We start from the raw sequence: 25,441 nt of genomic DNA on the forward strand, positions 1-25,441 counted from the left end.
TGGGTTCAGATAGCGTGCGCTGCGGCGCGCGCGGGATTTTACCGCGCTCCCAGGTCGCAGAAACCACCCGTCTATGCACCTTGGCTATTGCAACGCATTCGCATTAATGCTTAGGGCCTCCCGAACATGGGAGGAAGCATTGAATTTGCGCGAACGCCTGCAGTCGACCGCGAGCCTTGCCAGCCTGGGGCTGGCCGTCGGTCTTGGATTGGCCACGCCGGTGGCTGCACAAGATATCGCGGGGGCGCGACAGTTCGATGATTTCGACGAGATCATCGTCTCGGCAGCCCGCAGCGAATTGCCGGCAAGCGCGCTTCCGCTCACCATCGACGTGCTGGGCGGGAAGGATCTGCAGGAACAGATCTCGATTTCGGGCTCCACTGTCGATGCCGTGTCGGCGCGCTATCCCGCATTCTCACCGACACGCGAGAAGTTGAGCGGTTCAGGGGAGTCGCTGCGCGGCAGATCGCCGCTCTACGCGATCAACGGCATCCCGCAATCGACCCCGGTTCGTGATGGGTCGCGCGACGGGTACACCATCGATCCGTTCTTCATCGACAGAGTGGAAGTCATCTACGGATCGAACGCGCTCCAGGGGATCGGCGCGACCGGCGGTGTGGTCAATCAGGTGACGGTGGGGGCTCCGCAAGCGGATGGCCTGGGCGGCCGCTTTCTCGTGCAGGGAAGTGCCGCCGACGGTTTCGACGGTGAGGCGCTCGGCGGCAAAGTCGCCGGATATCTGGGCTATCGCGCCGCGGCTTTCGATGCGACCGTGGGCGCCGCATTCGAGCGGCGCGGCGCCTTCATCGATGGGCACGGCAATCGCATCGGCGTGGATGGCACGCAAGGCGAGATCCAGGACAGCGACAGCTGGTCCGTCTTCGCCCGGCTCGGCTATCAGCTCAGCGACACCGCGCGCTTCGAACTCATCGCCAATCGGTTCGAGCTCAAGGGAAACGCGAACTACGTCATCGTGCCGGGCAACCGTGCGACGGGCGTTCCGGCGACGAGCGTCAAGGGCGAGACTCCCGGCGATCCGCCTTCGAACCGGGCCGAACTGCTGTCCGCCTCGCTCGTAGAAAGCGATCTCGCCGGAGGCACGCTCTCGCTGCAGGGATTCTTCTCGCGCACGCGCGACGTCTTCGGTGGAGGCGTGTTCTCCACGTTTCAGGATCCGCGCATCGATCCGACCGGAACCCTGTTCGATCAGTCGGCCAACCGCTCGCGCAAACTGGGCGGCAAGTTCAGTTACGAACGGGCGGTTCCGGGATTGGAGGACCTGATTGTCACGGTAGGCTTCGACGCACTGTTCGATCGCACGGAACAAACCCTCGTCCAGACCGGTCGGGCCTGGGTCCCCGAAACGGATTTCCGCAGTCTTGCGCCCTTCGCTCAGGGCAATCTCGCATTGCTGGGCGGCGCGCTGCGGTTGGCCGGCGGGGCACGCTACGAAAACGTGAAGCTCAAGGTCGGCGATTTCAGCACGCTTTACAACTACGGTCCCGTCGATGTCTCGGGCGGCAGCCCCTCGTTCGACAAGGTCTTGTGGAACGGCGGCGTGATCGTCGAGCCGATCGAGGGCATTCGCGCTTATGGCAGCTATGCCGAGGGTTACACGATCGCCGATGTCGGGCGCATCCTGCGCGGCATTACCCAGCCCGGCGTGGATATCGACGATTTCCTGTCGCTCGAGCCCGTGATCTCGAACAATCGCGAGGTCGGCGTCGAAATGCGCCGCGGCCCGTTCGAAATCAGCGCCAGCTATTACTGGTCGTCGAGCAAGCTCGGCTCGCTGCTGGTTCTCAATTCGGACGGCATTTTCGACGTTGCGCGCCAGCCGATCGACATCGAGGGCCTGGAAGTCAGTCTCGCCGCGCAGACGCCGGTGCCGGGCCTCGTCATCAGCACGGCCTACAGCCACCTCACCGGTCAGACCGACGACGATGGCGATGGCCGCGTGGACGACGATCTCGACGGTGCCAATATCTCACCCGATCGGCTCAACCTGGCGGCGGACTATCGCCGCGGCCCGCTGAGCGCGCGGGTGCAGGGACGGTTCTATTTGCAGCGGACGTTCAACAGTTTGCCGCCGGCGAATGATTTCGAGGGCTACACGCTGGTCGATGCCTATGTCGGTTACCGCACCGGGATCGGCGAGATTTCGCTGGCCGTGCAGAACCTGACCGACGCCTATTACCTCACTTACGACAGCGATACCGTGCGCATCACCGATAATTCCCGGTTCTTTTCGGGTCGCGGCCGCACCTTCACGCTGGGATGGCGCGCGCAGTTCTGATGCGCACGCTCGCGCTGCTGCACCGCTGGGTGGGCGGCATTGTCGGCCTGCTCCTGGCGGTGATCGGCCTTTCGGGAGCGATCCTGGTCTGGGAGGACAGCTGGATCGGCGTGCCGGGCGCGGACGAGCCCCTGCGTGCACAGGTTGCGGACTTCGCCCGTGCACTCGATGCCGCCAATGCCGCTGGCCCGGGCCTCACCCGGCTGACGTTTGCAGGCGAAGACTTCGGCTTGCATCAGGCCGCTTATGCCGATGGCAGCGGGGCATACCTCAACCAGTCGGGCGAATTGGTTGCGCGCTGGACAAGCCAATGGGACCGGCCCGAACTCTGGCTGTTCGATCTGCACCATCACCTCTTCCTCGCCGAAGTGGGGAAGACCGCCACAGGGATCCTGGGACTGGCGGGGCTACTGTTCGTGGTCAGTGGAGCGATCCTGTGGTGGCGGGCCCGGCGCACCTTCCGGCTGCGCCCGTGGCCGGCACGCCTGACGCGCAGCGCGATCGTTCGCCAGCATCGCGACATCGGCATCGTCGCCGCACCCTTGCTCCTGATACTCACGGCTACCGGTTCGCTGATGGTGTTCGACGGGCTCTCCGACGCAGTGCTGGCACCCTGGCGCGACGATCCGGCTGCGCAGCGATCCATCGATGTGACGGCCGAAAGGTCTCGAACAATCGCAGCCGACAGCTGGCAAGCGGCTCTCAGCGCCGCACAACAGCAGTTTCCGCATGCCGCGTTTCGTCGAGTCCAGTTTCCCAAGGACGGCGGCGCTCCGTTGGTGCTTCGGATGAAGCAGCCAGCGGACTGGACGCCCAATGGGCGCACTTACGTCCGGTTCGACCCGGTGACATGGCAAGTGATTGGCATCGACGATCCGCTCGAGGGCGATATCGCTCGCTCGATCGAGGAAAAATTCTATCCGCTTCATGCGGCGAAAGTTGGCGGGGCAGCCTGGAAGATCGCGGTTTCGCTCGCAGGTGTGGTCCTCGCCATGCTGGGGCTGTTGGCAAGTTACAGCTTCTGGTTTCGCGGTGGGCTGCGGCAAAGCGCGGCGTGATCGTGCCGATCCCGACCGACCGCGCAGGCCTCGCGCTTTTCCCCCCAGAAATTCCCGTCGAAAGCTGGCTGAAATGGCAAGCGATGCCTACTTAGCTACGCGATGCTGTTGTTCTGTTTTCTTGGTCGGCACAAGCCGTCCGTCGCGTCGATGGCGCTTCGCAAGAGCGGCGGTCAGACCGCGCTGTGTGGTGCCTGTGGCCTGCCGCTCGAAAAGAGCGACGATGGTCGCTGGCGCGCGCAAGCGCCTACGGCTAACCTTCCTTAGGGGGCGCTGGCGCGGGCGCCGTCGTCCTCGGTCACGCTGGATCAGCGGTAGCCGCCGATTGCCTGTTTCGGGGTATCCGCGCCAGACGTACGTAAGGCGCGCATCCGATGATCTCAGGCAAGTCGCGGTCAAGCAGATCCGGCGCCAGGCGCGACACGCCATCAACTGCCGCCGATGTCTCTCTTAACCGGACGCAAAAAAGCGCCGGACCGCCAAGCTGGCGATCCGGCGCTTTGAATGTTCAGTCAGCAGACGAAAGATTGATCGCGCTGGCCTTGCCATTTTTGCCGGTCTCGACTTCGTAGTTGAGACGCTGGTCCTTATCGAGCGTCGTCATGCCCGCCGCCTGCACGGCAGAGATATGGACGAAGCTGTCGGCCGAGCCATCATCGGGCTGGATGAAACCATAGCCCTTGTCGCCATTGAAGAATTTTACGGTGCCGGTAGTCATAGTCGCGTCCTTTCAAGGAACGGTCGTGATCGGCTCACGAAATTGCGAGCCGAGGTCGTGCGTCAAGTCGTCAATTGAAAGGAGGTCGTCGAATTGAAGGCGCCGTGATCGGACAAGTCCGAGTTTGGCACCAAGCGTCGATACCCGTCGAATTTTAACGAGAGCAAGATTAGATTGATCGGGAAGCAGCGTTATGTCGCTGCCTTGAGAGATGTACTGTCTTTCACCAGATTGGCGAATTGCGCTTTGCTCCAGGCGCAAGCTGCCGCTGCCCCCAGACCATGTTGAAAGTCGCTGATCCGATCCGCAATAAGGGACGCGGTTGCGAGACGTGCGCGGCGATCGTCGTCATTGGCGGCGACATGAGCGCTCAGGATTGCGCGCTGGTGCGCGGCATATTCGAGGTTCAGGTCCATGTTCAGGTCTCCTGCGTAGGCGGGAATGCTGGTGCACGGCCGCTGGTAAGTTCGGTGCTTCAATCGACCATTGTCGCGACGAGACGCCGCAGTTCGGTGGTCGGGATCATGGCGGCAATCGGAGCCGGGTTCGTCAGGGTTCGCGCAGGGATCGCACCAAGGCGCAGCGAGAGTTGACGACGCGGCGTACCGTGTGCGTTCGGGTAATTCATTGTTGTGATGTCCGGCAGGGTGTTCCTGCCGCCTTCTTGAAAGCGTCAGCGCCTGAAACCGCGTTTACGGGGACCCCCGGGGCCTTGCCCAGGAGTCCGTTCGCGGAAAACGATCCGGCCTTTGCTCAGATCGTACGGCGTCATTTCGACGTGTACGCGGTCTCCAACGACCGAGCGGATACGGTAACGGCGCATTTTTCCAGCCGTGTAAGCGATGATCCGATGCTCATTGTCGAGGGTGACACCAAAGCGTCCGTCGGGCAGGACCTCTTCGATCGCGCCTCCCATCGTAATGAGCTCTTCCTTCGCCAAACCATAATCCTTGCGTACGAGAAAAATCATCCGCGCGGACGTATTCCGCTGCGGAGCCATAGTGTATGAAGGGAAAAGAGGTGCCGAACTCGAGCGTCATGGCTCGTCGCGGCAGTCATAATCCGTCGCAAACGACGTCAGGCACAATCGTTATAGCAGGGTGCAAAAAAATTACAACCGCTAAGATACTTGTGCCTGATTACGCGGGCGCTGCTTACCATTGTGCACGGCGCAGCGCGGCCGGACATTTTTAGGCTGGATCGCATCGCCTATCATTCGAGTCAGGGCATTGCGGCTGGTTGGTTGTAGAAAAATCGCCCTCGCAACTTCTGATACCGAGAGGAGCTGTCACTTCTTCCTGCGGGCTGCGATCGTGCGAAGCGGTTCGGCGATCTGCGTGCCGTCGCCCAGCGCTGTCCAGGCGACGTTGCCGGCATCGGCAGCACAGCTTTCGGCGGCGCCGACGTTGATGTCGTAGTTTACGCCGATCCCGTCCTTCGTGACGAAAGCGGAATTGATCTCCACCTGGTCGGTACCGATATTGCTGTCGACGAAATCCTTGCAGTTTCCATCACCCGCATAACCTTTCGCGGACGCCTTCAGCAGTTCCGAAGACGACATCCCGGAGGCTTTGACGACATCGATCTCCTCGCCGGTGGTGAGGTCGAACGTGCGGGCATCGACCAGCGTCGAACCATTGGCACCGCCGCAGAACGAATGGCCGGTCATCCGCAAGCTCAGCACATTGTCTGCGTTGTACCCGGGTTCGGCCGAGAGCTCATACGTGAAGGGGTTCGATCCGGCCGCGGCCTTGCATTCGGTCGCGGACTTGACCGCGCTTTGGCGGATCGAGGTCAGCGCGGTGTTGATCCGATCCGCGGCCGCGGTCTCGATGCCGCTGACTGTCGGGATTTTGATGCCTTCCAAGTCGGACACCTGCATCTCGTCGAATGTGGCCGCGTCACTGTCGCTGCTGGGCTCTTCCTCGATGACCTTGGTCTGGGCCATTTCGGTAGGCTCGGCGCCGCTGTCGTCGACCGGTGGCTGACAGGCGCTCAAGCTCGCCACAACCGCGATCGAGACGAGGCCATAGACAGAACGCATGGGAATAGGTCTCCAGATCGCTTGGCGGCATGCCGGGTTCCGCATGGTAGTGGCGTTTCGATGGGGCAGGTCAACCGCGTTTAACGTCTTTTCCCTGTTCAGAGCCAGGGTCGCACGGCGCTCGCCCGTGGATGTCGGGTGCGCGGGGGACGTGGCTGAGCGCCAGTTCGATCTCGTGCTTCTTTGCACATCCTTTCACTTGAGCTTTTTCCGGCGGCCTCGCGGCAATCTCTTCGGAAAGCATGAGATTCTACGTGATCGTTCCGTTAATTTTACTCCGCCTTAACCACGCTGGCCGATCCTGCATCCAACTAGCCAGGTAGAGCCTCTCGCCTTGAAGCACACTCGTACGTTTTTTCTAGTTGGGCTGAGCTATCTCTTAGCCGCGCTTTCGGCGCTGGTGCTCAGCGATGCTGCTAACGACGCGCTGACGATCTGGGCGCCCAGCGGCATCGTGCTGGCCGCCAGCATCATGCGGCCACGCGGCGAATACGGTCAGATCCTGGCCAGCGTCGCGATAGCGAGTTTGATCTCCAATCTTTGTTTCGGCTTCTCCCTCTTCGAATCGATCGGGTACACGGGCGCGAACCTGCTCGAGGCCGTGACGGGTATGATCATGGTCCGGTCGTGCAACATCTCGGGCCTCTCGTTTGACGATCCGGCGAGAGTGGCGCGATTCGGGGGAGTGGCGCTCGCGGCTTCGACCGTCAGCACCCTGGGTGCGGCTTTGCTGACAGCGAACTGGAGTGGTGCGTTTACCGCGTCGTGGTTCGTCACCGTTCTGCTGGGGCAGCTGGTCTTCGTGCCGGTCTTCGTCACGGCCTTGCGGCGGGGAATAAAGTCCGTCGGCGTTGGAGAGCATCACACCGGTCGCCAAGTCGCCGTCATTCTGGCGATAAATCTTCTGGTTTCGGTTTTGACGTTCTTTCAGGACGGTTTGCCGCTCTTGTTCATCCCTGTCCTGCCGATCCTGCTGGCTACTTACTTTCTCGGTCCGGTCGGCGCGGCGATGGGCGTGGCCTGCACCGCCTCGATTGGGTCCATCGCGACCCTCAATGGGTTTGGCCCCGCCGTACTCGTCAGGGAACTCGGGTGGCTGACCCCAACGCAATTTTTCCAGATCTATCTGGTCTTTCTGCTTACCGCGGCACTCCCGCTGGCAACCGCCCTGGCGTCGCGCAATGCAAGCTATCGCGAGACGTCCCGGCAAAAGCGCTACTTCGAAATGGCGTCGCAAACCGCCCAGATCGGGCATTGGCGGCTCGAATTGGAGCCTCCGGAATTGTCTTGGTCGGACGAAGTTTTTCGCATTCACGGTCTGCCAGTCGGAAGGGTTCCTTCGTTAAAAGACGCGCTGGAAGCGTATCATCCCGAGGACCGGATCCCGGTCGAGCGTGACATCACGGAATGTATCTCGAACGGCGGTCAATTCGCCTTCGATGCGCGGATTATCACTGCGCATGGGGAATTGCGATACGTGAACAGCCGCGGTCAAGCCGAGTACGACGACAATGGCGAGCTCGTGGCATTGTTCGGCGTGTTCCAGGATGTGACCGATCGGGTGCTAATTGCAAAGCAACTCGCGGCGGCCAAAGAGAGTGCGGATAATCGCGCAGAGCGGGCGCAGATCCTGGCAGGGACCGACCAACTTACCGGTGTGCCCAACCGTCGCGGCATTCTCGCGCGTCTCAATCGGGAGATCGAGCTCGCCGCGCAAAATGGTTCCACGCTGACAGTCGCCATGCTTGACGTCGACCACTTCAAGTCGATCAACGACAAGTTCGGCCACGCTACCGGCGATGACGTTCTGAAGCGCCTGGCACGCATCTGCGTCGATGTCTTGCGCGAAACCGACGGTTTCGGGCGCCTGGGCGGAGAGGAGTTCCTCATCGTGTTGCCCGGTGCGACAGCGGAAGCGGCAAGACGCATCAACGAGCGGCTCGCCCAGGCCATACGCGAGACGACTGCTTCGACGATCAACCTTCCAACCGCGACCGTCAGCATCGGGATTGCCGCTTACGAACCCGGCATGACGGCAGACACGCTTTGTGCCGTTGCCGACGGCGCGTTGTATAAAGCCAAGCGCGAAGGCCGCGATCTGGTCATGGTCGCCTGATCGCGAACCTGGCGCAGCGAATACCGGGCTGATCTCGGGTATCCCAGAGCCAATCCAGTGAAACGTCGTATCACCTCGGAGCGAGGCGCGCTCGGTGGCGCGCGGGGGTGCTTGCATCGACCGGAAGTCTGCGCAAATGTCGCTTGGCCATGTCTCGATATTCCCGGAACGCGCCGCCGTCCTTCAGCTTGCTCTGGCGAAGCGCGCCGGCCAGCAGCCGTGTCCGAGATCTGACGTGGTGATGGTCCGATGAGTTCCGGCTCGCCCATGCGCGCGATCGTCCTTGCCGGTCAGCGCCCCGGCACTGCCAACCCACTGGCAATGCGGTTCGGCGTTGCTAACAAGTGCCTGATCCCGATGCAGGCTCGGCCCTTGATCGAGCACGTCCTGGCAACGCTGGGCCGCCATCCCCGGATCGGCGAAATCCATGTTTCGACCGACGCAGATTCCGCGCCCGCCATCGCCGAGGCGGCGAGCCGTGCGGGCGGCAACGTCAAAGTGAAGCTGGTCGAGGCGCGCGACAGTCTGTCCACGAGCATCGCTGCGGCAGCCGAAGGAGCGGCGGGGCCGTTGCTGGTGACGACCGGCGATCACGTTCTGCTTGCCGCCGCAGCCATCGATTCGGTCGCGGTCACACTCGCGCGCGCCGATGTGGTGGTGGCGATGACGCGGCGCGATGCCGTGGTGGCAGCGCATCCCCGGGGCCAACTGCGCTTCTACGAATTTTCCGATGGCGCCTACGCCGATTGCCGGCTCTGCGGGGCGAACGGGCCGGACGCCTTGAAAGCGCTTGCGCTGCTGACCGACGGGGGACGGCAGCTGCGTGATCCGTCGCAGATCGGCAACCTGCTGGGCATGACCGACCGGCTGAAGCTCAAGGTCAACGCTCTCTCGCTCGAGGCGGTGGTGAACAAGATCGGGCGAAAGGTCGGGGTGGAGGCGACGCCGGTCGTGCTTGCCGATGGATCGCAAGCCTTCGCGATCGAAAACGATCTGACGTACGGCATCACGGAACAGCTGCTCACTCAGCGTCCGGGGTAGGCTGGCTGCAATTGGCGTTGCGGTCGCACGCGGCCAGTTCGCACCGTGGAGAGAGCTAGAGCGCCTGCGCCGCGGCGTATCCGCTCGCCCAGGCCCACTGGAAGTTATAGCCGCCGAGCCAGCCGGTCACGTCCACCGCCTCGCCGATGGCATGCAGGCCGGGCACGCGTTTGGCTTCCATGGTCTTTGAGGAAAGTTCGGCCGTGCTGATGCCGCCGCGCGTCACTTCGGCCTTGGCGAAGCCTTCGCTGCCGTTGGGGTGGAAGACCCATCGCGCAAGTCGCTCCTGCGCGGCGCGCAGTTTCGCGTCGGCGATCCCGGCCAGCGGTTGGTCGAGGCCGACGCGTTCGGACAGCGTGGTCGCGAGCCGGTCGGGCAGCCGCGCCTTCAGCGCGCCGCGCAACGTCTGGCGCGGGGCCGTGCGTTTGGTGGCGAGCAGCCAGTCCTGCTCGCTGCCGGGCAGGAAATCGATCGCGACCGCTTCTCCGTGCCGCCAGTAGGACGAGACTTGCAGGATCGCCGGGCCTGACAATCCGCGATGCGTGAACAACGCCGCTTCGCGAAACGCCGCCTTGCCGGCATGCGCGACGACTTCGGTGGCGACGCCCGAAAGATCACGGAACAAGAGATCTTCGCCGCTGAGTGTGAGCGGGACCAATGCCGGCATCGGCTCGACCACCTTGAGCCCGAACTGGCGCGCCAGATCGTAGGCGAAGCCGGTCGCGCCCATTTTCGGGATTGAGGGGCCCCCGGTCGCGATGACCAGCGCGGGCGCCGCGAATGTCCCCTCCTGCGTGCGGACGCGGAACAGTCCATCGGCTTGCGCGACGTCCGCGATCTCTTGCGCGCAGGCGATGCGAACCCGGCCGCGTTCGCACTCGGCAAGCAACATCGCCACGATCTGCTTGGCTGAACCGTCGCAGAACAGCTGACCCAGCGTCTTTTCATGCCAGGCGATGCCGTGCGCTTCGACCAGCGCCAAAAAGTCGCGCGCTGTGTAGCGGCTCAGCGCCGACTTGGCGAAGTGCGGGTTGGCCGAAAGATAGCGGTCGGGTGCGGTATCGAGGTTGGTGAAATTGCAGCGTCCGCCGCCGGAAATCAGGATCTTCTTGCCCGGCTGCTCGGCGCGTTCGAGCACCAGCACCCGCCTTCCGCGCTTGCCGGCTTCGGCAGCGCACATCAATCCCGCCGCGCCAGCGCCCAGAACGATGGCGTCGTAAGTCGGGTCATCGCTCATTTCGCGGGGATCAGCGCAGCTTGGCGATGGCGATGCCGTCCTGCCGCGCCCGTTCCTTGACCGATTCCTCGCTGCGGGTCAGCGCCTTGGCGATCGCCTTGAGCGCCATTCCCTTACCCGCAAGCGTGCGCATCTTCGTCAATTCGTCCGCGCGCCACGGCTGGCGATGCCGCTCGAATTTGTCCTTGGCCATCCTGCTGTCCTTGTTCGTCTGATCGCGGCGGGCCTTACACGCAATTGCGCCCGAAGGGCTAGGGCGGGCGACAGCGATTGGCTTGCAAGGGCACATCGCTTGCAGCGGATCGTGGGCGAACGAGCCCGAAGCGCGGGTGATCCCGGAAACGACGATCGCTGGTGCGGTGCCGTAGGCGTGACGATGCATGGGCTCGACGACTGGGTATCTCGACAATCGGGAGGATTTCCGAATGGATACCAGTCAGTCCGGTCGCGGCGCGGTTGCTCGATGGCGGGAGGTCGCGCATGGTCGGCTGGTGTCTACGAAGGATCGCATAGGGTGAGCGGGCTGCGGTCCGTGATCGGGTGGCTGTTGCGCCATGGTTTCTTGTACGTGCTGCTCGTGGCGGCGCTCTTGCTCGGCGGGTGGCTCGGCGGCTGGATCGGGGACGGCGCGGATCGCGAGGCGCGCTATCAAGCTCTGGAGGCGGCGCGCGAGGAGTTGCGCGGCGAATATCCAGCATTGCAGCGCGAATACGAACGCGCGCGTCAGGACGCGTCTCGTGCGGGGGTGGCGGAGATCGATCGGCGGATCGGCGAGATCGATGCGCGTCTGCGAGCCTATGCCGCCGACCCGCCTGGGATCGACATCGCCGGGCTGGTCCGCGAAGGGCCAAGCCACGTGGTCGAGAACGAGAAGAAGAAGTTACGCATCGCGCTGCTCCAGCGCGAGAAGCAGATGCTGCAGGAGGCGCGCGCGCTTGCGACGGTGCGCGGCGAGGCGGATCGCTTCGATCGCGAGCGCACGGCCTGTCTGGCGGCGCGGAAAGCGCGGCGGGCCTATCTCGAAACGCATCCGGTGCAGGCCCGGCTTCCTTATGCGAACGACCCGTATCGTCGGTTGGAGGAAGACCAGCGCCAGCGCTGCGACCAGGCGGCCGCGACGCTCGCCCGGATCCGTCGCCAGGGGGATCTGGCCACGCGCCTGGCCGACGCGCGTGCCGCCTTCGCGCAGACCTCGGGCGATCTTTCGGCGGATCTCGATGCCGCGCTGGCCGGGCTGGACGAGGCCCGGGAAGAGGCCTCGGCGGCCTGGCTTGGAAGCGCGCAACAGCGCGCCGGGGCGGCCTGGCGCAATCCGACGCTGCAGCACGCCTTATGGGCGGCGCTTGGCGCGCTGGTCCTGATTATCGCGACGCCGTTTCTGATCCGATTGCTGTTCTGGTTCGTGCTGGCTCCGCTCGCCGAGCGCCGTCCCGCGATCCGCATCCGGGTCCCGGGCGGCCATTCTGCCGCCGCGAGCGCGGGCATCTCGGTGCCCGGCGGAGCCAGTTCCGCTTCGGTGCCGATCTCGCTGCGCGAAGGGGAGGAATTGCTCGTGCGGCAGGACTATCTGCAAACCACCTCTTCCGGCGGCACCAAGTCGACCAAGTGGCTGCTCGATCCGCGTCATCCGCTCACCAGCCATGCGGCGGGCCTCGTGTTCCTGACGCGTGTGCGGGGCGCGGGCGAAGTCACCACGATCTCCGCAATCTCGGATCCTTTCGCCGAAGTGACGGTGCTCGAACTTGCGGAGGGCGCGGCTTGCGTGCTGCAACCACGCGCGTTGGCGGCAGTTGTGCAGCCGATCGAGGCGCCGCTGCGGATCACCTCGCACTGGCGCCTGTTCTCTTTGAACGCCTGGCTGACGCTGCAATTGCGCTTCCTCGTGTTTCACGGTCCGTGCCGTCTGGTCGTCAAGGGCGGGCGCGGGGTTCGGATCGAACGGGCGGAGCGGGGGCGTGTGTTCGGGTCGGCACAGCTGGTCGGCTTCACTGCGGACCTGGCGTATTCCGTAACGCGCAACGAGACCTTCTGGCCGTATTTTCTCGGCCGGGTTCAACTCTTTCGCGACCGTGTCGAGGCAGGCGAGGGACTGCTCGTGATCGAGGAGGCGCCTATGGCCGGCCGGTTCGCGAAAGGGGCCAAGCATGGGCTGGAGGGCGCGTTCGACGTGGCGACCAAGGCGCTCGGCATCTAGGCCAAGGCCCTGAAGAGAAACGCGTGTCGCAGGCGCCTGTCCGGCGGCGCAATCGCCGACGCGGACCGAGCGAAAATCGGGACTTTTGTTGATGGCGCTTTCCGGTATCATCCGGCGCAATCGACATGCGTCACCGGGGGGTGGAAGTTTGTCTTACGGTTCGAGATCGGATGCACCGAATGCCTCGCCCGCACGCCGCTTGCAGCGGTTGCGCGGTCCGGCCGCGCCCTCGGGTTCCGATGAGCCGGAGAGTGCGTCATGAGTGAAGACGAACGCAAGGATAGCCGCGCCGAACAGTTCCGGACGGTCTTCCGGCCGTCTCCGCTGCAGGACGAAAGCGGCGAGCAGGCGCCGCTGTTCGGCAATCTCGCCGATCCCGCGGCCAGCGCTCCCAAGGCTCCGCCGCCGGCGCCCAAGGCGCCCCCCGCGCCCGTCGCGCCGATCTACGAGCAGCCCGCAGGTTATGGCAGCGGCAAGCAGGGCAGCGTTCTTCCCTGGATCCTGTCCGCACTGTTGCTGATCGCGCTGGGCTTCATGGTCGTGCGCTACGTAATCCTTGCCCCGGATCCGAACGCAGCACCGACTGCGCCAGCTGAAGCGGTTCCAGCGATGGGCGCACAGGCCGAGCGGTTGTCCGCGTTCCTTGCGCCCGAGATCGGGGAGGAGCTGGTCGCGGTGGAGGAAGATGCCGAGACCGTGCGCGTGAACACGGCGCAGAACCTGTTCGAGCCAGGCTCAGCTGACTTCACCCCCGGGCGCCGCGCTCTGTTCGAGCGGATCGGCAAGGCCTTGGAGCAGGAAAACGCCAAATTCATCACGGTCGAAGGCTACACCGGTGAGGGGCAGGAGCCACTGGCCCGCTCGCGCGCCGATGCGGTGGCGGCCGTGCTGCGCGAGTCCATTGCCGACAACCGACGGATCGAAGCCACTGGCATCGCCGGCGATCCGGGCGGCGAGAGAATAGAGATCGTCATCGAACGACAGGACGACGGAGCGGGGTCTTGAACGAAAGGTGCGGTCCGGACGCGCTTGGGCGCGCCGGGCAGGGCGGTGCCGCGAGGCGCGTCCGGACCGCGCCGAGAACGGAGGGGCACGATGGCGTTCAAGCTGGATAGCGCGGCGGTCACCCATGAAGGGTGCGTGCGGGAACGGAACGAGGACACCTACTGCGAACGCACCTCGGAGAACTTGTGGGCGGTGGCCGACGGCATGGGCGGGCACGACCACGGGGACTGGGCCTCCGAAGTGGTCACGCAGACGCTGATGAACGTGACCGTCCCGACCGATTTCGAGGAAGCCTGCTACGCGATCGCCAATTCGATCCACGTCGGCAACCAGATCATTTACGCCGAATCGGTCAAGCGCTCGCAGCAGATGGGCACCACTGTGGTCGCGCTTTACTTCGCGGGATCGCTGTTCGGAGTGTGCTGGGTGGGCGACAGCCGCGCCTACGTCCTGCGCGACCGGCGGCTAATCCGGTTGACGAAGGATCACTCGCCTGTGCAGGATCTGCTTGATCGGGGAGCGATATCGGAAGAAGAAGCGGCAACGCATCCCATGCGGCACATGCTGGCCCGGGCGGTCGGCGTGAAGGATAACGTGGAGGTCGATATCGTAGCGGACAGGACGCGGGTGGGCGATGTGTTCCTGTTATGCAGCGACGGTCTGCATGGTCAGGTGAACGATAGTGAGATCGAAGCCGTGATAGCAAACGAACCGCTCGGCAAGGCTGTCGAGACGCTCCTCGAAATGACGATTTCCCGCGGTGCCCCCGACAACGTCACGATGGTGGCCGTGAGTGTCGAGGAAGAAACGGCGCTGACACTCCAGAAGGCCGGCGAGGGGTCGGCGGCATGATCGGATCCGACCATCCCAAAGATCCGGGCGAGACCCCGGCATCCGACGCGGCACCCGACGAAGCCGGTCCCGACGTCTCGATCCCCGATATCAATTCGGGCGAAACCGACATGAGCGGTGCGCCATCGATCCCGCCGCCGCCGGAAGATTCCCGAGCCGCGATGGACGACGCTTCCTTGCAGCCTACCGTGCAGCCGATCGCGCCCTCGCAGGGGCTCGGGCGGCAGATCGCGATCGGCGACGTGCTCAACCACATCTATGAAGTCACCCGCTTCATCGCCCGCGGCGGCATGGGCGAAGTGTTCGAGGGCGTGAACGTCAACCACACCGACGAGAAGGTGGCGATCAAGGTGATCCTGCCGCAACTCGCGGCGGACCCGAACGTCGTGGCGCTGTTCCGCAAGGAAGCGCGCACGCTGACCCAGCTCAATCACGAAGCGCTCGTGGCATACCGCGTGCTGGCGTCGGACCCGACGCTGGGCGTGCTCTACATCGTCACCGACTATATCGATGGCGACAACCTGCTCGACGTGCTGGGCGATCTGACGCCGTCGACCGACGAACTGCTGGCGTTCCTCAAGCGGATCGCATCCGGGCTGAAGGTCGCGCACGAGCGCGGCGCCATTCACCGCGACATGTCGCCGGACAACGTGCTGCTGCCCGATGGCGAACTGCTCAAGGCGAAGATCATCGATTTCGGCATCGCCAAGGATCTCGATCCCGGCCAGAAGACCATCATCGGCCAGGGGTTCGCGGGCAAGCTGGGCTACGTCGCGCCCGAGCAATTGGGATCGTTCAACAGCAACGTCGGGCCCTGGACCGATGTCTACAGCCTGGCGCTGGTGGTGCTTGCGGTGGCGCGCGGAGCCGACGTCAACATGGGCGGCTCGCTCGCCGACGCGGTCGTCAAGCGCCGCGACGGGCCCGATCTCGAAGGACTCGATCCAAAGCTGCGGTCGATCCTCGAGGAAATGCTTCCCGCCGATCCCGCCGACCGGTTGCAATCGATGGACGAGGTTCTCGAACGGCTGCAACCGCGTGCGGCGGTGATCCCGGATGGTCTGGTGGAGGGGGCGGCGGTGGCGTCCCCCGGCCTGGCCCAGCCTTCGGGCGTCACCTCGGGTAACGTCATCACGCCGATGCATGCGGCCAAGCCCAAGAAGAACCTCGGTCCGATCATCTTCATCGTGCTGATCGCGATCGCGGTGCTGGCGGGTCTCGTCTGGTGGCTGACGAGCGGCTCGCCGGACGAGCCGGGCGAGGCCACCGGCGCCGGAGATCTTGCGATCAGCGACGATCTTCCCCCGGCGGAGAAGGCGACGCGCCTGGTCAATTCGGCCTTGCCGTCGGTCGGTTGCACCTGGTTGTCGATTGTCGATGTCACCGATTCCCCCGATGCCGTGAAGGTCAACCTGACCGGGGTCGCGGGCAATCCCAAACAAGCGAAGGACGATATCGCGCGCGTGTTGCAGTCGGGCGGCCTCGGGGGCGCGCAGCTCGATTTCTCCGAAGTCGCGCCGATCACCCAGGCGGGCTGCTCCGCTCTCGACACATACCGGCAAGTGCGCGATCTCAACGACGATCGGCTGCAAGTGCCGGCGCGTACCTTCAAGATGACGAAGCAGCCGGCGGACGATTACAACTACCCCAACAAGGTCGCCGCCTATGCACCGGTTTCGGTCGATGCCGGGATCGGCAATCAGGATCTGACGCTGGTCGGTCTCGAACCCTCGGGCGTGTTCACCACGATCGTCGGCACCAAGCAGGTTCTGGCCGACCAACTCGCTGCCAAGAACCCGATGCTGACGCAGGACGGGCCGGACAAGTATCGCCTTAATATCGGGCTCGATCATGAAGGCTGGTCCGGGATCTTGCTGCTCACGGGCGAGGGCCCGTTCGACAAGGACGTGGTCGTTCCGCCCGTGGGCCAACGTGGGGCCGACTGGCAGAACAAATTCCTCGCAGAAGCTGCGGAAAAAGGCTGGCGAACCGAAATGGTGTGGTTCAAGTCCACCGCCTGATCGATCGTTTCGAGACATTCGATCGACCGCTCCAGACATCGCGACCACCAGACGGGCCGAGTTGTCTCACATTCTCGCTGTGGTCTTAATCACCACTTCTCCGGCTTTACGAAAACCGTGCGATACGGCATTTTTCAAGGCGTAGAGAGGATGTCGATGTACGCCGTAAGCGTAAACCGCTCCTGCAAGACATCACAGCGCTCCGGACGGTATCGATCGGAGCAGGATCGAGGACGAGACATGACCAGGAAACTCATCATCGCCGGTATGGCCGGCCTCATGCTGACCACTTCGGCCTGGGCGCAGTCGGCCCCGCTCAGCAAGGACGACTATGTTCGCGGCATTCTCGGTGACGAAGCCGCCGCTGGCGATGCCGCCGCCCCGGCGGGCGATGCCGCTACGGCCGATCCCGCCAAGCCTGCCCCGCGGCAGGGCCGCACTCGCGGCTTCACCAGTCTGACGCCGCGCCCGGCACCGACGCCGTCGCCCGCCAATGTTTCGCCGATGCGCAAGCCGGCGGCCAGCGTCGGTGCAGCCAAGCCCGCAGCGATCGCTCCGGCGGCCAAGGCCAAGCCTGCAGTTGCTGCGAGCCGCAAGATGGCAGGGGCACCCAACACCGGTCGGATGTTCGATATCAGAATGAATTTCGATCTGAACTCGGCGAACCTCACGCAGGACTCGCGCGCCCAGGCGACCGCGCTGGCCGAAGCGCTCAAGGACAAGCGCATGGCGGGCAAGACGTTCCTGATCGGCGGTCACACCGATAGCTCGGGATCGGCTGCCTACAATCGCCAGCTGTCAAAGGAGCGCGCCGATGCCGTCGCGGACTTCCTGGTCAGCCAGGGTGTCGACCGCGCGATGTTGCGCACCTACGGTTTCGGCTATGCGCAGCCGCTCGAAGGCACCAGCCCCGCCGCTGCCGAGAACCGTCGTGTCGAGGCCGGCCTGATTCTCTAAAGCATCAGCTTTTCCGCGCGCGCCTAGAAGTTGCCCGAAACCGACAGCTTGAAGATCGGGCCGATCAGGCGGTCGCGGTCTTCGAAGAACAGCGGGGCGGACCGATCGCGCAACCCGGAATAGACTGTGCGCAGCAGCCGCTGGCGCGCGTCGAACAGGTTCGAGGCCCTCGCATTGACCGTCATGCCCAGCACATTCTTGTGCTCGATGAAGATGTTGGCGAAGATTGGACCTTCGTAGTCACGACCGACTTCGCGTAGCCGATAGTACTTCGAGAAGTGCTGCGAATCCGCGCCGAAGCCCCAGGCCAGGTCGCTGTTCGGCACATCATGACGGAAGGTGAAGCTCCACTCGCGCAGCAAGAGGCTGCTCAATTGCCGTCGCTGGCCATCGAGGGGATCCGTCAGGTTCGATGTCTGCAGGATGAGATTGGTGTCGAGCCTGCCGCCCGGAATCCGTAGCGGTTCGAGCTTGAAGGTGTTGGTCCATTCGAAGCCGTAGCGGTGCGCTCGATCGATATTGCCGCGCCCCTCCACCCCGCCCGGAAGCGGGACGATGTCGATGTAGTCCTCGAAGCGGCGATCGAACACGCGCAGGTTTGTCGTTCCCCAGCGCGCCAGGTCCTTCTTGATCGCGAATTCGGTCTCCCAGCTCTGGCTGGGAACGAGGTTCGCATTGCTTGCGTTCGCATTGCCTTCTTCGAGAAAGACTTCGGCAAGGAAATCTCCGAAGTCGAGCTGGCCGACCTTGCGCTGGACATTCAGCGAAATGTCGAGGCCCTTGCGCGGGGCCCATGCCAGACTGACGGTTCCCTTGGGACGCTGGAACGATCGGGTGAGGGCGCCGGCCGCCGTGCGCGACGAAATCCGCGAATACTCGCCGCGCGCAATGAGCTGCAACTGCAGCTTCGGCGTCAGCGCGGTGCTGTAGCTGAGCGATCCCTCGTAGCGGTCCTCGCGCACCCGGCCGTTGCCACCGGGGAAGGGCACGGGCTCGAAGTCGCCGCCCGGCGAAAGCGTCGCCAGGGTAGCATCCTTGTCGAGACGATTGAAAGCGCCTTCGAGCGCAGCCTGCCATTCGCCGCTCAGCATCTTCCAGCTGTATTCGCCGCGCGCGATACGCTCGCCGGTGTCCGTACGTTCGCGGTAGCGGTCGCCGAACGAGGGGCTGTCGTCGGCGCGGGTGAAGATGGCCGTTTCGCGATAGAGCCCCGTTTCGAAGCGTTCGAGGCCGATCAGCTTGAGGCGACCGGGGCCGAGCGTGAACTCGTGGTCGCCGCTGATCTCGTAATCATAGCCTTCGTAAGGCGAGCGGATCGAGCGGGAGAGATCGGCAAGTCCTTCCCTGCGCCTGACGTCGTCGTCGTTGTAACGCTCATACGAGCGCCGGTAGCTCAGGTTGAGATTGCTGAGCGAAGTTCCGGGGCCCGCGATGGCGAAGTTGGCCGAAAGCTTGGGATAGTCGCTGTCCGAGATCAACACCGATCGCCGTCGTTCGAGCAGCGCCCCATCTGGCCCGTAGATGGTCGTCGGGCCGCCAGCCGCGCCGCGATTGGCCTCGTTGACCAGCGCGAGCGTGTACGTGACCGGCCCTTTCGCGCCTTTGACCGAGACCTCGCCATTGGTGAACCGCGGGTGGGCATAGTGCGCGCGGACTTCGCCGCGCCACGCAAAACTGCCGCTGAGCGCGCCGGTATCCTTGACCACGATGTTGGCGGCTTGTCCGAACAGGCCGGGGATCTCGAGCGAGGCACCGTCGACGATCTCGATGCGGATGACGGACGCGGCGGGAATCCGCGAGAGGCGGCTTTCGAGACCGTCGGACTTGCTGGAAAAGCGCTTGCCGTTGAGCACGACGTTCTCGCTCGCCTGCCCGAAGCCGCGCGAACCATCGTCGAAGCGCAGCTGGAAGCCGGGGACTTGCCGGATCATGTCGAGCGCATTGCGCGGCGCGAATCGCGCGAAGTCCTCGGGTGTATAGATCGCGCCGCCTTGCGCGCCGGGGACCTCGGTCGGTTCGGGCGGCGGAGCGTCGCCGGTATCGGGCGCCTGCTGCTGCTGTGCCAGTGCGGGCGCGCTGCCGATCAGCGCCGCGATCGGCAGAATGCGCCTGGTAAAGCCCGCAATCGGCAAGTTTGGTCCCCGTCTCGAAGTGCACCGACGGTCATAGAACCATTTCGTCTAAAGTCGGACGCGGTTCGACGTCTGTCAAACCGCGTCCGATTAACGACATTGCGCAAAGGCATCGCAAAAAATCGGAACGCTTTGTCATCGTTGCTCAGATGGAGGCTCTACCGGCGACGCGGCCAGCACTACGGCCCTGGCGGACGCCGAGATACGCGGGGCTGCCCGATCGATTCCCGCCGAGGAGTTTAAATTAGGTCAGTCGTGTTCGACGATGGCGACCGTCAGGCCGTCGCCGTGCTGGCGATAGCCGACGATGCGTTCACCAAGCGGCGCGCGGGTGCGCTCGAAGTCGCGCTTCCAAGCCGCGATGGCCTCGACGCTGGGATTGATGCCGATCGCGAGTTCTTCGCGCCGGGGGCCGGTGTCTTCCATTTCGGTAGAGGGCGTGCGCAGGATGATGCGGCCCACCACCGCACGATCGAGCGGGCGAGTGAATTCGCAACCGCAGGCATTGCCTTCGCGCCAGACGACGCGGGCCTCGGTTCGCCCCGCCGTGGGCAAGTCGATCGCAATCGTCTCGCCCACTTCTAGGTCGAGCCGGGTTTCCATGCGGAGCCCGCGGTCGGAAAGATCGTGGACTTCGATGACTTCGGAACCCTCGGCACTTTCGCCGACAGTGGCGAAGCGCAGGCGCCAGCGCTGCGAACCACGGCGATCGCCCAAAGGGATGCTGCGGATTTGTGCGCGCAAAACTTTTGCCCTGGCAGACGTGATCATTATTCGATGCCGTTCCTCGCTTCGATTCCCGGCATCTGGTGATGCCGGGCTGTCGCGCGCGTTCCTGATTTACGGATGTTTTGCCGATCGGGGTTAAGATCGTGTTGCCTGCGATGGTTAAGCACGGTCACATAGACCGGTGGCTGCCACGGCGAAGGCGCTGACGTGGTGCCGTTGCAACAGCGTTAACGGGCCGGTGCCCTGATGAATATCGCTATCAGCGGGTAACGCGAACTTAACTTTCAGTGCGCGACACCACGGGTCAAACCGTACGAGGCGCATCCCATGGCTCTCGCAGCCCAGTTCGACGACCTGCCCGCCGACTCGCGCCAAGTGCGTGCGCCGCGCCGGCTGCTCCGCCTGCAGGCGACCGGGACGCTGGCGACCGGTGAGCGCGCGGCAGTGCTGGTGCACAACGTTTCCGCAACCGGACTGCTCATCGAATGCAGCACGGATCTGGACGTGGGCGAAACCATCGAGGTCGAACTCCCGCAAGCCGGTCCCGTGGCGGCAGACGTCGTCTGGGCGAGTGCCTCGCTGTTCGGCTGCCGCTTCGATGAAGCGCTTTCGCCGGCGGTGCTGAGCGCCACCCAGCTACGCGGCGTAACCGGAGAGGGCGTGGGCGACTCCATAGGGGCCAGCGTGGACGGTCCCGGCCTCAACCTGCCGAACCGGGCTCTGCCTGCCATGCTGCGCGAACTTCGGCGCGAGCGCGGACTGACACTGGGCCAACTCGCGACTCGTCTCGGGGTCAGCAAGCCGACGGTCTGGGCCTGGGAACAAGGCAAGTCGCGTCCGGTCCCCGAGCGTATCGACGCGATCGCGGACGCACTCGCCGTGGCACCCGAGGCTCTGATACCGGAGCGTGCGGTGCAGGGCCTGCCTCGCATTCTGGATCGCTGTCGCGAACAGATCGCCGAGGCCATCGGCGCCGATCCGGAAAGCATTCGCATCTCGATCGAGCTCTGAACAAGCCGCTTCGGCGAAACACGTCCTAAAACGAATGGCGTGCGTCGACGCATCGCGACCTGATCCCGGCATCGAAAACGAATTAACAACTGGCTGTGCCAACTATCAGTCAAGTTAGCTTATAGTAACTAACTGACGAGTATTTCAGCCAAGGGTTATTCCTTGAGTTGAAATGAAGTTAATAACCTCTTAGTCAGAAGTTGGGTCAAAAGATTCAAGGTCCGTCAGGGATCGGTGTCCAAGCCTAAGGCGGGCGCCGGCGGGGAAGGAGTCGTGGTCGCGATGTTGCTCAACTTTACTCTCGAAGAGACCGGCGTTCTGTATGGTCTGATCGCGGAAGGCAGTGGCGACGTGATCCTGAAGACCGATACGGACGGTTTCATCGTCCATGCCTCGCCCGGCTTCGAATCGCTCGGCTATCCGCTGCCGTCGGTGCTCATCGGACCGCATCTCTCCGAGATAGCCCGGCCCGAACATGCTCCGATCGTCCGTCAAACCTTGGAAGGCGTGTTGTCCGGGCGGCTCGAGCAGGAATGGATCGAGTTCGCCGCGCGCGCGCCCGACAGCGAATCGCGACGGTTCGCGATGCAGATGCGGGCGCTGCATGACAGAGCGGGCGGAGTTTACGGCGTCCTCGTGGTGATGCGGTGCGTCGAGGAGACCCGCGCGCTCGAGGAAGAGCTTTTCGTCACCGCGATGACGGACACGCTGACGAAGCTGACCAACCGCAAAGCGTTCTTGTCCATGCTGCAGCATTTGCTCGACGACGATTCGCATGGCTTTCTCGCGCTTTTCACCATCGATCACTTCCGCGCGATCAATCTGAATCACGGGCAGGCGATGGGCGACAAAGTGCTATGCGCTTTCGCCGATTTTCTGCGCAGCACCGCGCCTGCCGACGCGATCGTCTCGCGCATCGGCAGCGACATTTTCGCCGTGCTCTATCCGCACACTCCGCGCGACCGGGCCGAAGCATCGTGCCGCGACATGATCGGTGTCCTGGCGGAAGTCTCGTCAGCGACCAGCGGCGACAACTTGAGCATCACCGCAAGCGCGGGTCTCGGCGAACTCCGCGGCACCGTGGACCAGATCCTGCAGCGCGCCGAACTGGCGCTGTTCAAGGCGCGTGCCAGTGGGCCCTCCGGCTTCCAGAGCGACATCGCGAAACGCTGCGCTCCGATCCTGCGGAGCGCCTGACGGGCCGACACGCGGGCGCGATCAGCCCTTGGTGTCGATACCCATGCACAAGTACTTTACTTCCATGAAGTCCTCGAGCCCGTATTTCGAGCCTTCGCGGCCGAGACCGGACTGCTTAACCCCGCCGAACGGGGCCACCTCGGTCGAAATCAGGCCGGTGTTGATCCCGACCATGCCCGCCTCGATCGCTTCGGCGACGCGCCATACGCGGCTGAGATCGCGCGCATAGAAATAGCTCGCCAGACCGAACTCGGTGTCGTTCGCCATGGCGATCGCTTCGGCCTCGGTCTTGAAGGAAATGATCCCGGCAAGCGGCCCGAAGGTTTCTTCCCGCGCGATCTTCATGTCGGGCTTCACGCCCTTGAGCACGGTCGGCGTGAAGTAGGTGCCGCCAAGGTCGGACCGACCGCCGCCCACGATCACTTCGGCGCCGCCGTCGAGCGCGTCCTGCAAGTGCTCCTCGACCTTCTCGACCGCCTTTTCGTCGATCATCGCGCCGACCTGGGTGCCTTCGTCCATCGAGTATCCCACCTTCATCTCACTGACCCGGTCAGCAAGCTTCTTGGTGAATTCCTCGTAGACGCCTTCCTGCACGTAGAACCGGTTGGTGCACACGCAAGTCTGGCCGCCGTTGCGGAACTTGGAGATCATCGCGCCGTCGATCGCGGCGTCGATGTCGGCATCGTCGAACACGAGGAACGGCGCGTTGCCGCCCAGTTCCATCGAGCACTTCTTGATCGTGTCGGCGCTCTGGCGCAGCAAGTCGCGGCCGATTTCGGTCGAACCGGTGAAGGTGATCTTGGCGACCTTGGGGTTTCCGGTGAGTTCGTCGCCGATCTGCCCGGCGCTGCCGGTCACGACGTTGACGACGCCCTTGGGAATCCCCGCCATCTCGCACAGCACTGCGATCGCCAGCGCCGAATAGGGCGTGGCGGACGCGGGCTTGATGACGATCGTGCAACCCGCGGCAAGCGCCGGGCCGAGCTTGCGCGTGATCATCGCGTTGGGGAAGTTCCAGGGCGTGATGGCGCCGACCACGCCGACACCCTGCTTGAGCACGACGATCCGCTTGTCCGCCTGGTGGCTGGGGATCACGTCGCCATAAGCGCGCTTACCTTCCTCGGCGAACCATTCGATGAAGCCCGCACCGTAGGCGATTTCGCCTTTACCCTCGGCAAAGGGCTTGCCTTGTTCGCGGCTGAGCAGTTCGCCCAGCGCGTCCTGGTGCTCCATCATCAGGTTGAAGAGCGTGCGCATGAGCTTGGAGCGTTCGCCCGCGGTCTTGGCGCGCCAGGCGGGAAGGGCGGCTTCGGCCGCATCGATCGCGCGCGCGGTTTCGGCCTTGCCCATCTTCGGAACCGTGCCCATCACTTTGCCCGAACCGGGATCGGTGACGTCGAAAGTGTCGCCCGAATCGGCGTCACACCACTGGCCGTCGATGTAGCATTGCTGCCTGAGGAAATCGGAATACTGCATCGGACGGCTCCTCCATCTGCGCCCTCGGGTCTGCACGCCTCCCGGGGCCGGAAGCGGCATAGGAGGCACCACCGCCGGGCGCAACCGGGCAAAAGGCAGAGCTATGCGGCGATTGCGCGCGGCATCTCGGCATCCGTCGCGCAAACGAGTGTTCGCATGCCAGTTGCCGTCCGAGCGTGCATTTCGGGCCGCCTTGGCACCTTGCTGGTTCGCGTCGCACAGGAGGCATGGGCGAAGGCTTGCTATGCAGGCTGAGTGACGACACATGGCATGTCATGTCCCTGCATGACTATCCGCCGCCGCCACGTAGCACGGCCAATCCTGCTCCCGAGCGCCCGGCGGCATCGATCCGTCGCACCTCGTCGATCGATGTCTCCTGGCCTGACGGGCAGCGGGCCGATCGCCTGATGGTGGGCCGGGCGCGCGACGTGGCGACCGGTGCCGCAGGCGATCCGCCGCGCGTGCTGGGCGAATCCGAGTTCCGCCTGCGCATGGCGGAAGACAAGACGATCACTGCGATCGATGCGTCTCCCGCGGCCGATCGCATATCCAGCCTAGTCGGTGAGCGCGGCGGCGGCCACTTGCGGATGACACTGGCCGAATGCATGCCCGAACTGCTGGCCAACGCCGATCCGCTCTACCTGGTGCTCGACGATATCTCGGGCACCGCGCTGGTCTCCGCCTTCGCCTGGTCGCAGTGGGACCCCGACTGGGCAGAGAAGCGGCGCAAGCTCATGGCCGAGGGCGAGTTCGAAAAGATCATGCAACAGCGCGTCAACGTGTGCTGGGGGCTCCAGGACGGCAATTCGGGTTTGAACCCCGCCAGCCTGTCCGACAGGATCGCCGATGCCGATGCGGGCGAGCTGCGCAATCCTGCCGACCCCGATGGCTGGCACGCCTTTCACGAAAGCGATGGTCCTGCATTCCGCCGAGCGCGCCGGATCGACGTCAGCCGCGACGACGCCGCAGGCGTGCTGCGCATCGATTCGGCGTTTCAGGATAGCGCCGGGCTCAAGCACGGCGGCCGGGTTGCGATTCACGAATACCTGCTTCGCGCGGCCGTGGACCTTAACAGCAACGAAATCCAGACGCTCGAGCCTGAAGCGCGGATCCTGCCGTTTGCGGAATGCCCCGGCGCGATCGACAACGTCTCGCGACTGGTGGGGCGCAAGATCGACGACATCCGCGCGGACGTTCTGGAGCAGCTGCGCGGTCCGCAGGGCTGCACGCATCTCAACGATGCGCTGCGCGCGCTCGCCGACGTGCCTCACCTTGCCGCAAGGCTGCGCGAGCCGGCCTGAATTCGGGCTTTTCAGTTCGACGCCAACCGGCTCGAACACCGCGCGTCCGCGACCAC

The 25,441-nt window shown here is 64.1% G+C and carries 22 protein-coding genes; 12 read left to right on the plus strand and 10 right to left on the minus strand.

Annotated features, from left to right (window positions below):
- Positions 1-106 precede the first annotated feature (106 nt).
- A complete protein-coding gene (locus GQO94_RS07910) occupies positions 107-2,296 on the plus strand; it encodes a TonB-dependent receptor (protein WP_156840591.1) in 2,190 nt (729 codons plus the stop codon).
- A complete protein-coding gene (locus GQO94_RS07915) occupies positions 2,278-3,354 on the plus strand; it encodes a PepSY-associated TM helix domain-containing protein (protein ID WP_232332829.1) in 1,077 nt (358 codons plus the stop codon). Before GQO94_RS07910 ends, GQO94_RS07915 begins: the two co-directional genes overlap by 19 nt.
- 508 nt (positions 3,355-3,862) lie before the next feature.
- On the opposite strand, the gene GQO94_RS07920 is transcribed toward GQO94_RS07915, so the two are convergent.
- The 5 genes from GQO94_RS07920 to GQO94_RS07940 form a co-directional block, all read right to left on the minus strand.
- Entirely contained in the window at positions 3,863-4,072 is a 210-nt protein-coding gene (locus tag GQO94_RS07920; protein ID WP_156840593.1) for a cold-shock protein, read from the minus strand.
- Positions 4,073-4,263: 191 nt separating this feature from the next.
- Complete coding sequence (locus GQO94_RS07925) at positions 4,264-4,488, minus strand: hypothetical protein (protein WP_156840594.1); 225 nt, start codon at positions 4,486-4,488, stop codon at positions 4,264-4,266.
- A gap of 59 nt (positions 4,489-4,547) precedes the next feature.
- The gene (locus GQO94_RS07930) at positions 4,548-4,700 is read right to left on the minus strand and encodes a hypothetical protein (RefSeq protein WP_156840595.1); all 153 of its coding nucleotides are present in this window, start codon (positions 4,698-4,700) and stop codon (positions 4,548-4,550) included.
- Positions 4,701-4,745: 45 nt separating this feature from the next.
- Entirely contained in the window at positions 4,746-5,012 is a 267-nt protein-coding gene (infA, locus tag GQO94_RS07935) for a translation initiation factor IF-1 (RefSeq protein ID WP_156840596.1), read from the minus strand.
- 348 nt (positions 5,013-5,360) lie between these two features.
- Entirely contained in the window at positions 5,361-6,116 is a 756-nt protein-coding gene (locus GQO94_RS07940) for a PdaC/SigV domain-containing protein (RefSeq protein ID WP_198045875.1), read from the minus strand.
- Positions 6,117-6,450: 334 nt separating this feature from the next.
- Between GQO94_RS07940 and GQO94_RS07945 the strand changes: the two genes are divergently transcribed.
- Together GQO94_RS07945 and GQO94_RS07950 are read left to right on the plus strand one after the other, a co-directional pair.
- Positions 6,451-8,232, plus strand: a complete 1,782-nt coding sequence (locus tag GQO94_RS07945; RefSeq protein WP_156840598.1) for a sensor domain-containing diguanylate cyclase — start codon at positions 6,451-6,453, stop codon at positions 8,230-8,232.
- A gap of 249 nt (positions 8,233-8,481) precedes the next feature.
- The gene (locus tag GQO94_RS07950; protein ID WP_156840599.1) at positions 8,482-9,273 is read left to right on the plus strand and encodes an NTP transferase domain-containing protein; all 792 of its coding nucleotides are present in this window, start codon (positions 8,482-8,484) and stop codon (positions 9,271-9,273) included.
- A 55-nt stretch (positions 9,274-9,328) separates the two neighbouring features.
- Here GQO94_RS07950 and GQO94_RS07955 read toward each other — a convergent pair whose 3' ends face one another.
- Both GQO94_RS07955 and GQO94_RS07960 read right to left on the minus strand, forming a co-directional pair.
- Complete coding sequence (locus GQO94_RS07955; protein ID WP_156840600.1) at positions 9,329-10,510, minus strand: BaiN/RdsA family NAD(P)/FAD-dependent oxidoreductase; 1,182 nt, start codon at positions 10,508-10,510, stop codon at positions 9,329-9,331.
- 10 nt (positions 10,511-10,520) lie between these two features.
- Positions 10,521-10,703: a hypothetical protein gene (locus tag GQO94_RS07960; RefSeq protein WP_156840601.1), complete on the minus strand. Its 183-nt coding sequence runs from the start codon at positions 10,701-10,703 to the stop codon at positions 10,521-10,523.
- Between the two features lie 321 nt (positions 10,704-11,024).
- Here GQO94_RS07960 and GQO94_RS07965 point away from each other — a divergent pair, with 321 nt between their 5' ends.
- The 5 genes from GQO94_RS07965 (at position 11,025) to GQO94_RS20995 (ending at position 17,539) form a co-directional block, all read left to right on the plus strand.
- On the plus strand, positions 11,025-12,704 hold the full coding sequence (locus GQO94_RS07965; RefSeq protein WP_156840602.1) for a hypothetical protein: 1,680 nt from the start codon (positions 11,025-11,027) through the stop codon (positions 12,702-12,704).
- 258 nt (positions 12,705-12,962) lie between these two features.
- A complete protein-coding gene (locus GQO94_RS07970) occupies positions 12,963-13,709 on the plus strand; it encodes an OmpA family protein (RefSeq protein WP_156840603.1) in 747 nt (248 codons plus the stop codon).
- Between the two features lie 90 nt (positions 13,710-13,799).
- The gene (locus GQO94_RS07975; protein WP_156840604.1) at positions 13,800-14,561 is read left to right on the plus strand and encodes a PP2C family protein-serine/threonine phosphatase; all 762 of its coding nucleotides are present in this window, start codon (positions 13,800-13,802) and stop codon (positions 14,559-14,561) included.
- A complete protein-coding gene (locus GQO94_RS07980; protein WP_156840605.1) occupies positions 14,558-16,582 on the plus strand; it encodes a protein kinase domain-containing protein in 2,025 nt (674 codons plus the stop codon). The genes GQO94_RS07975 and GQO94_RS07980 overlap by 4 nt, the downstream gene beginning before the upstream one ends.
- A gap of 240 nt (positions 16,583-16,822) precedes the next feature.
- Positions 16,823-17,539 (plus strand): OmpA family protein, encoded by a 717-nt coding sequence (locus tag GQO94_RS20995; RefSeq protein ID WP_156840606.1) that lies wholly within the window; start codon positions 16,823-16,825, stop codon positions 17,537-17,539.
- Positions 17,540-17,562: 23 nt separating this feature from the next.
- On the opposite strand, the gene GQO94_RS07990 is transcribed toward GQO94_RS20995, so the two are convergent.
- Both GQO94_RS07990 and GQO94_RS07995 read right to left on the minus strand, forming a co-directional pair.
- Positions 17,563-19,671 carry a TonB-dependent receptor plug domain-containing protein gene (locus tag GQO94_RS07990; RefSeq protein WP_156840607.1) on the minus strand — a complete coding sequence of 703 codons (2,109 nt, stop codon included), beginning with the start codon at positions 19,669-19,671 and terminating at the stop codon, positions 17,563-17,565.
- Between the two features lie 249 nt (positions 19,672-19,920).
- Positions 19,921-20,442, minus strand: a complete 522-nt coding sequence (locus GQO94_RS07995) for a PilZ domain-containing protein (RefSeq protein ID WP_156840608.1) — start codon at positions 20,440-20,442, stop codon at positions 19,921-19,923.
- A 285-nt stretch (positions 20,443-20,727) separates the two neighbouring features.
- Here GQO94_RS07995 and GQO94_RS08000 point away from each other — a divergent pair, with 285 nt between their 5' ends.
- Positions 20,728-21,411: a helix-turn-helix domain-containing protein gene (locus tag GQO94_RS08000; RefSeq protein ID WP_156840609.1), complete on the plus strand. Its 684-nt coding sequence runs from the start codon at positions 20,728-20,730 to the stop codon at positions 21,409-21,411.
- A 234-nt stretch (positions 21,412-21,645) separates the two neighbouring features.
- Positions 21,646-22,608 (plus strand): GGDEF domain-containing protein, encoded by a 963-nt coding sequence (locus tag GQO94_RS08005; RefSeq protein ID WP_156840610.1) that lies wholly within the window; start codon positions 21,646-21,648, stop codon positions 22,606-22,608.
- 21 nt (positions 22,609-22,629) lie between these two features.
- Here GQO94_RS08005 and GQO94_RS08010 read toward each other — a convergent pair whose 3' ends face one another.
- Entirely contained in the window at positions 22,630-24,084 is a 1,455-nt protein-coding gene (locus GQO94_RS08010) for an NAD-dependent succinate-semialdehyde dehydrogenase (protein ID WP_156840611.1), read from the minus strand.
- Between the two features lie 275 nt (positions 24,085-24,359).
- On the opposite strand from GQO94_RS08010, the gene GQO94_RS08015 reads away from it, so the two are divergent.
- Positions 24,360-25,385, plus strand: coding sequence for a DUF2889 domain-containing protein (locus GQO94_RS08015; protein WP_156840612.1), 1,026 nt, complete (start codon positions 24,360-24,362; stop codon positions 25,383-25,385).
- Positions 25,386-25,441: the final 56 nt, after the last annotated feature.

This window comes from Novosphingobium aquimarinum (genome assembly GCF_009746585.1).
Lineage (GTDB): Bacteria > Pseudomonadota > Alphaproteobacteria > Sphingomonadales > Sphingomonadaceae > Novosphingobium > Novosphingobium aquimarinum.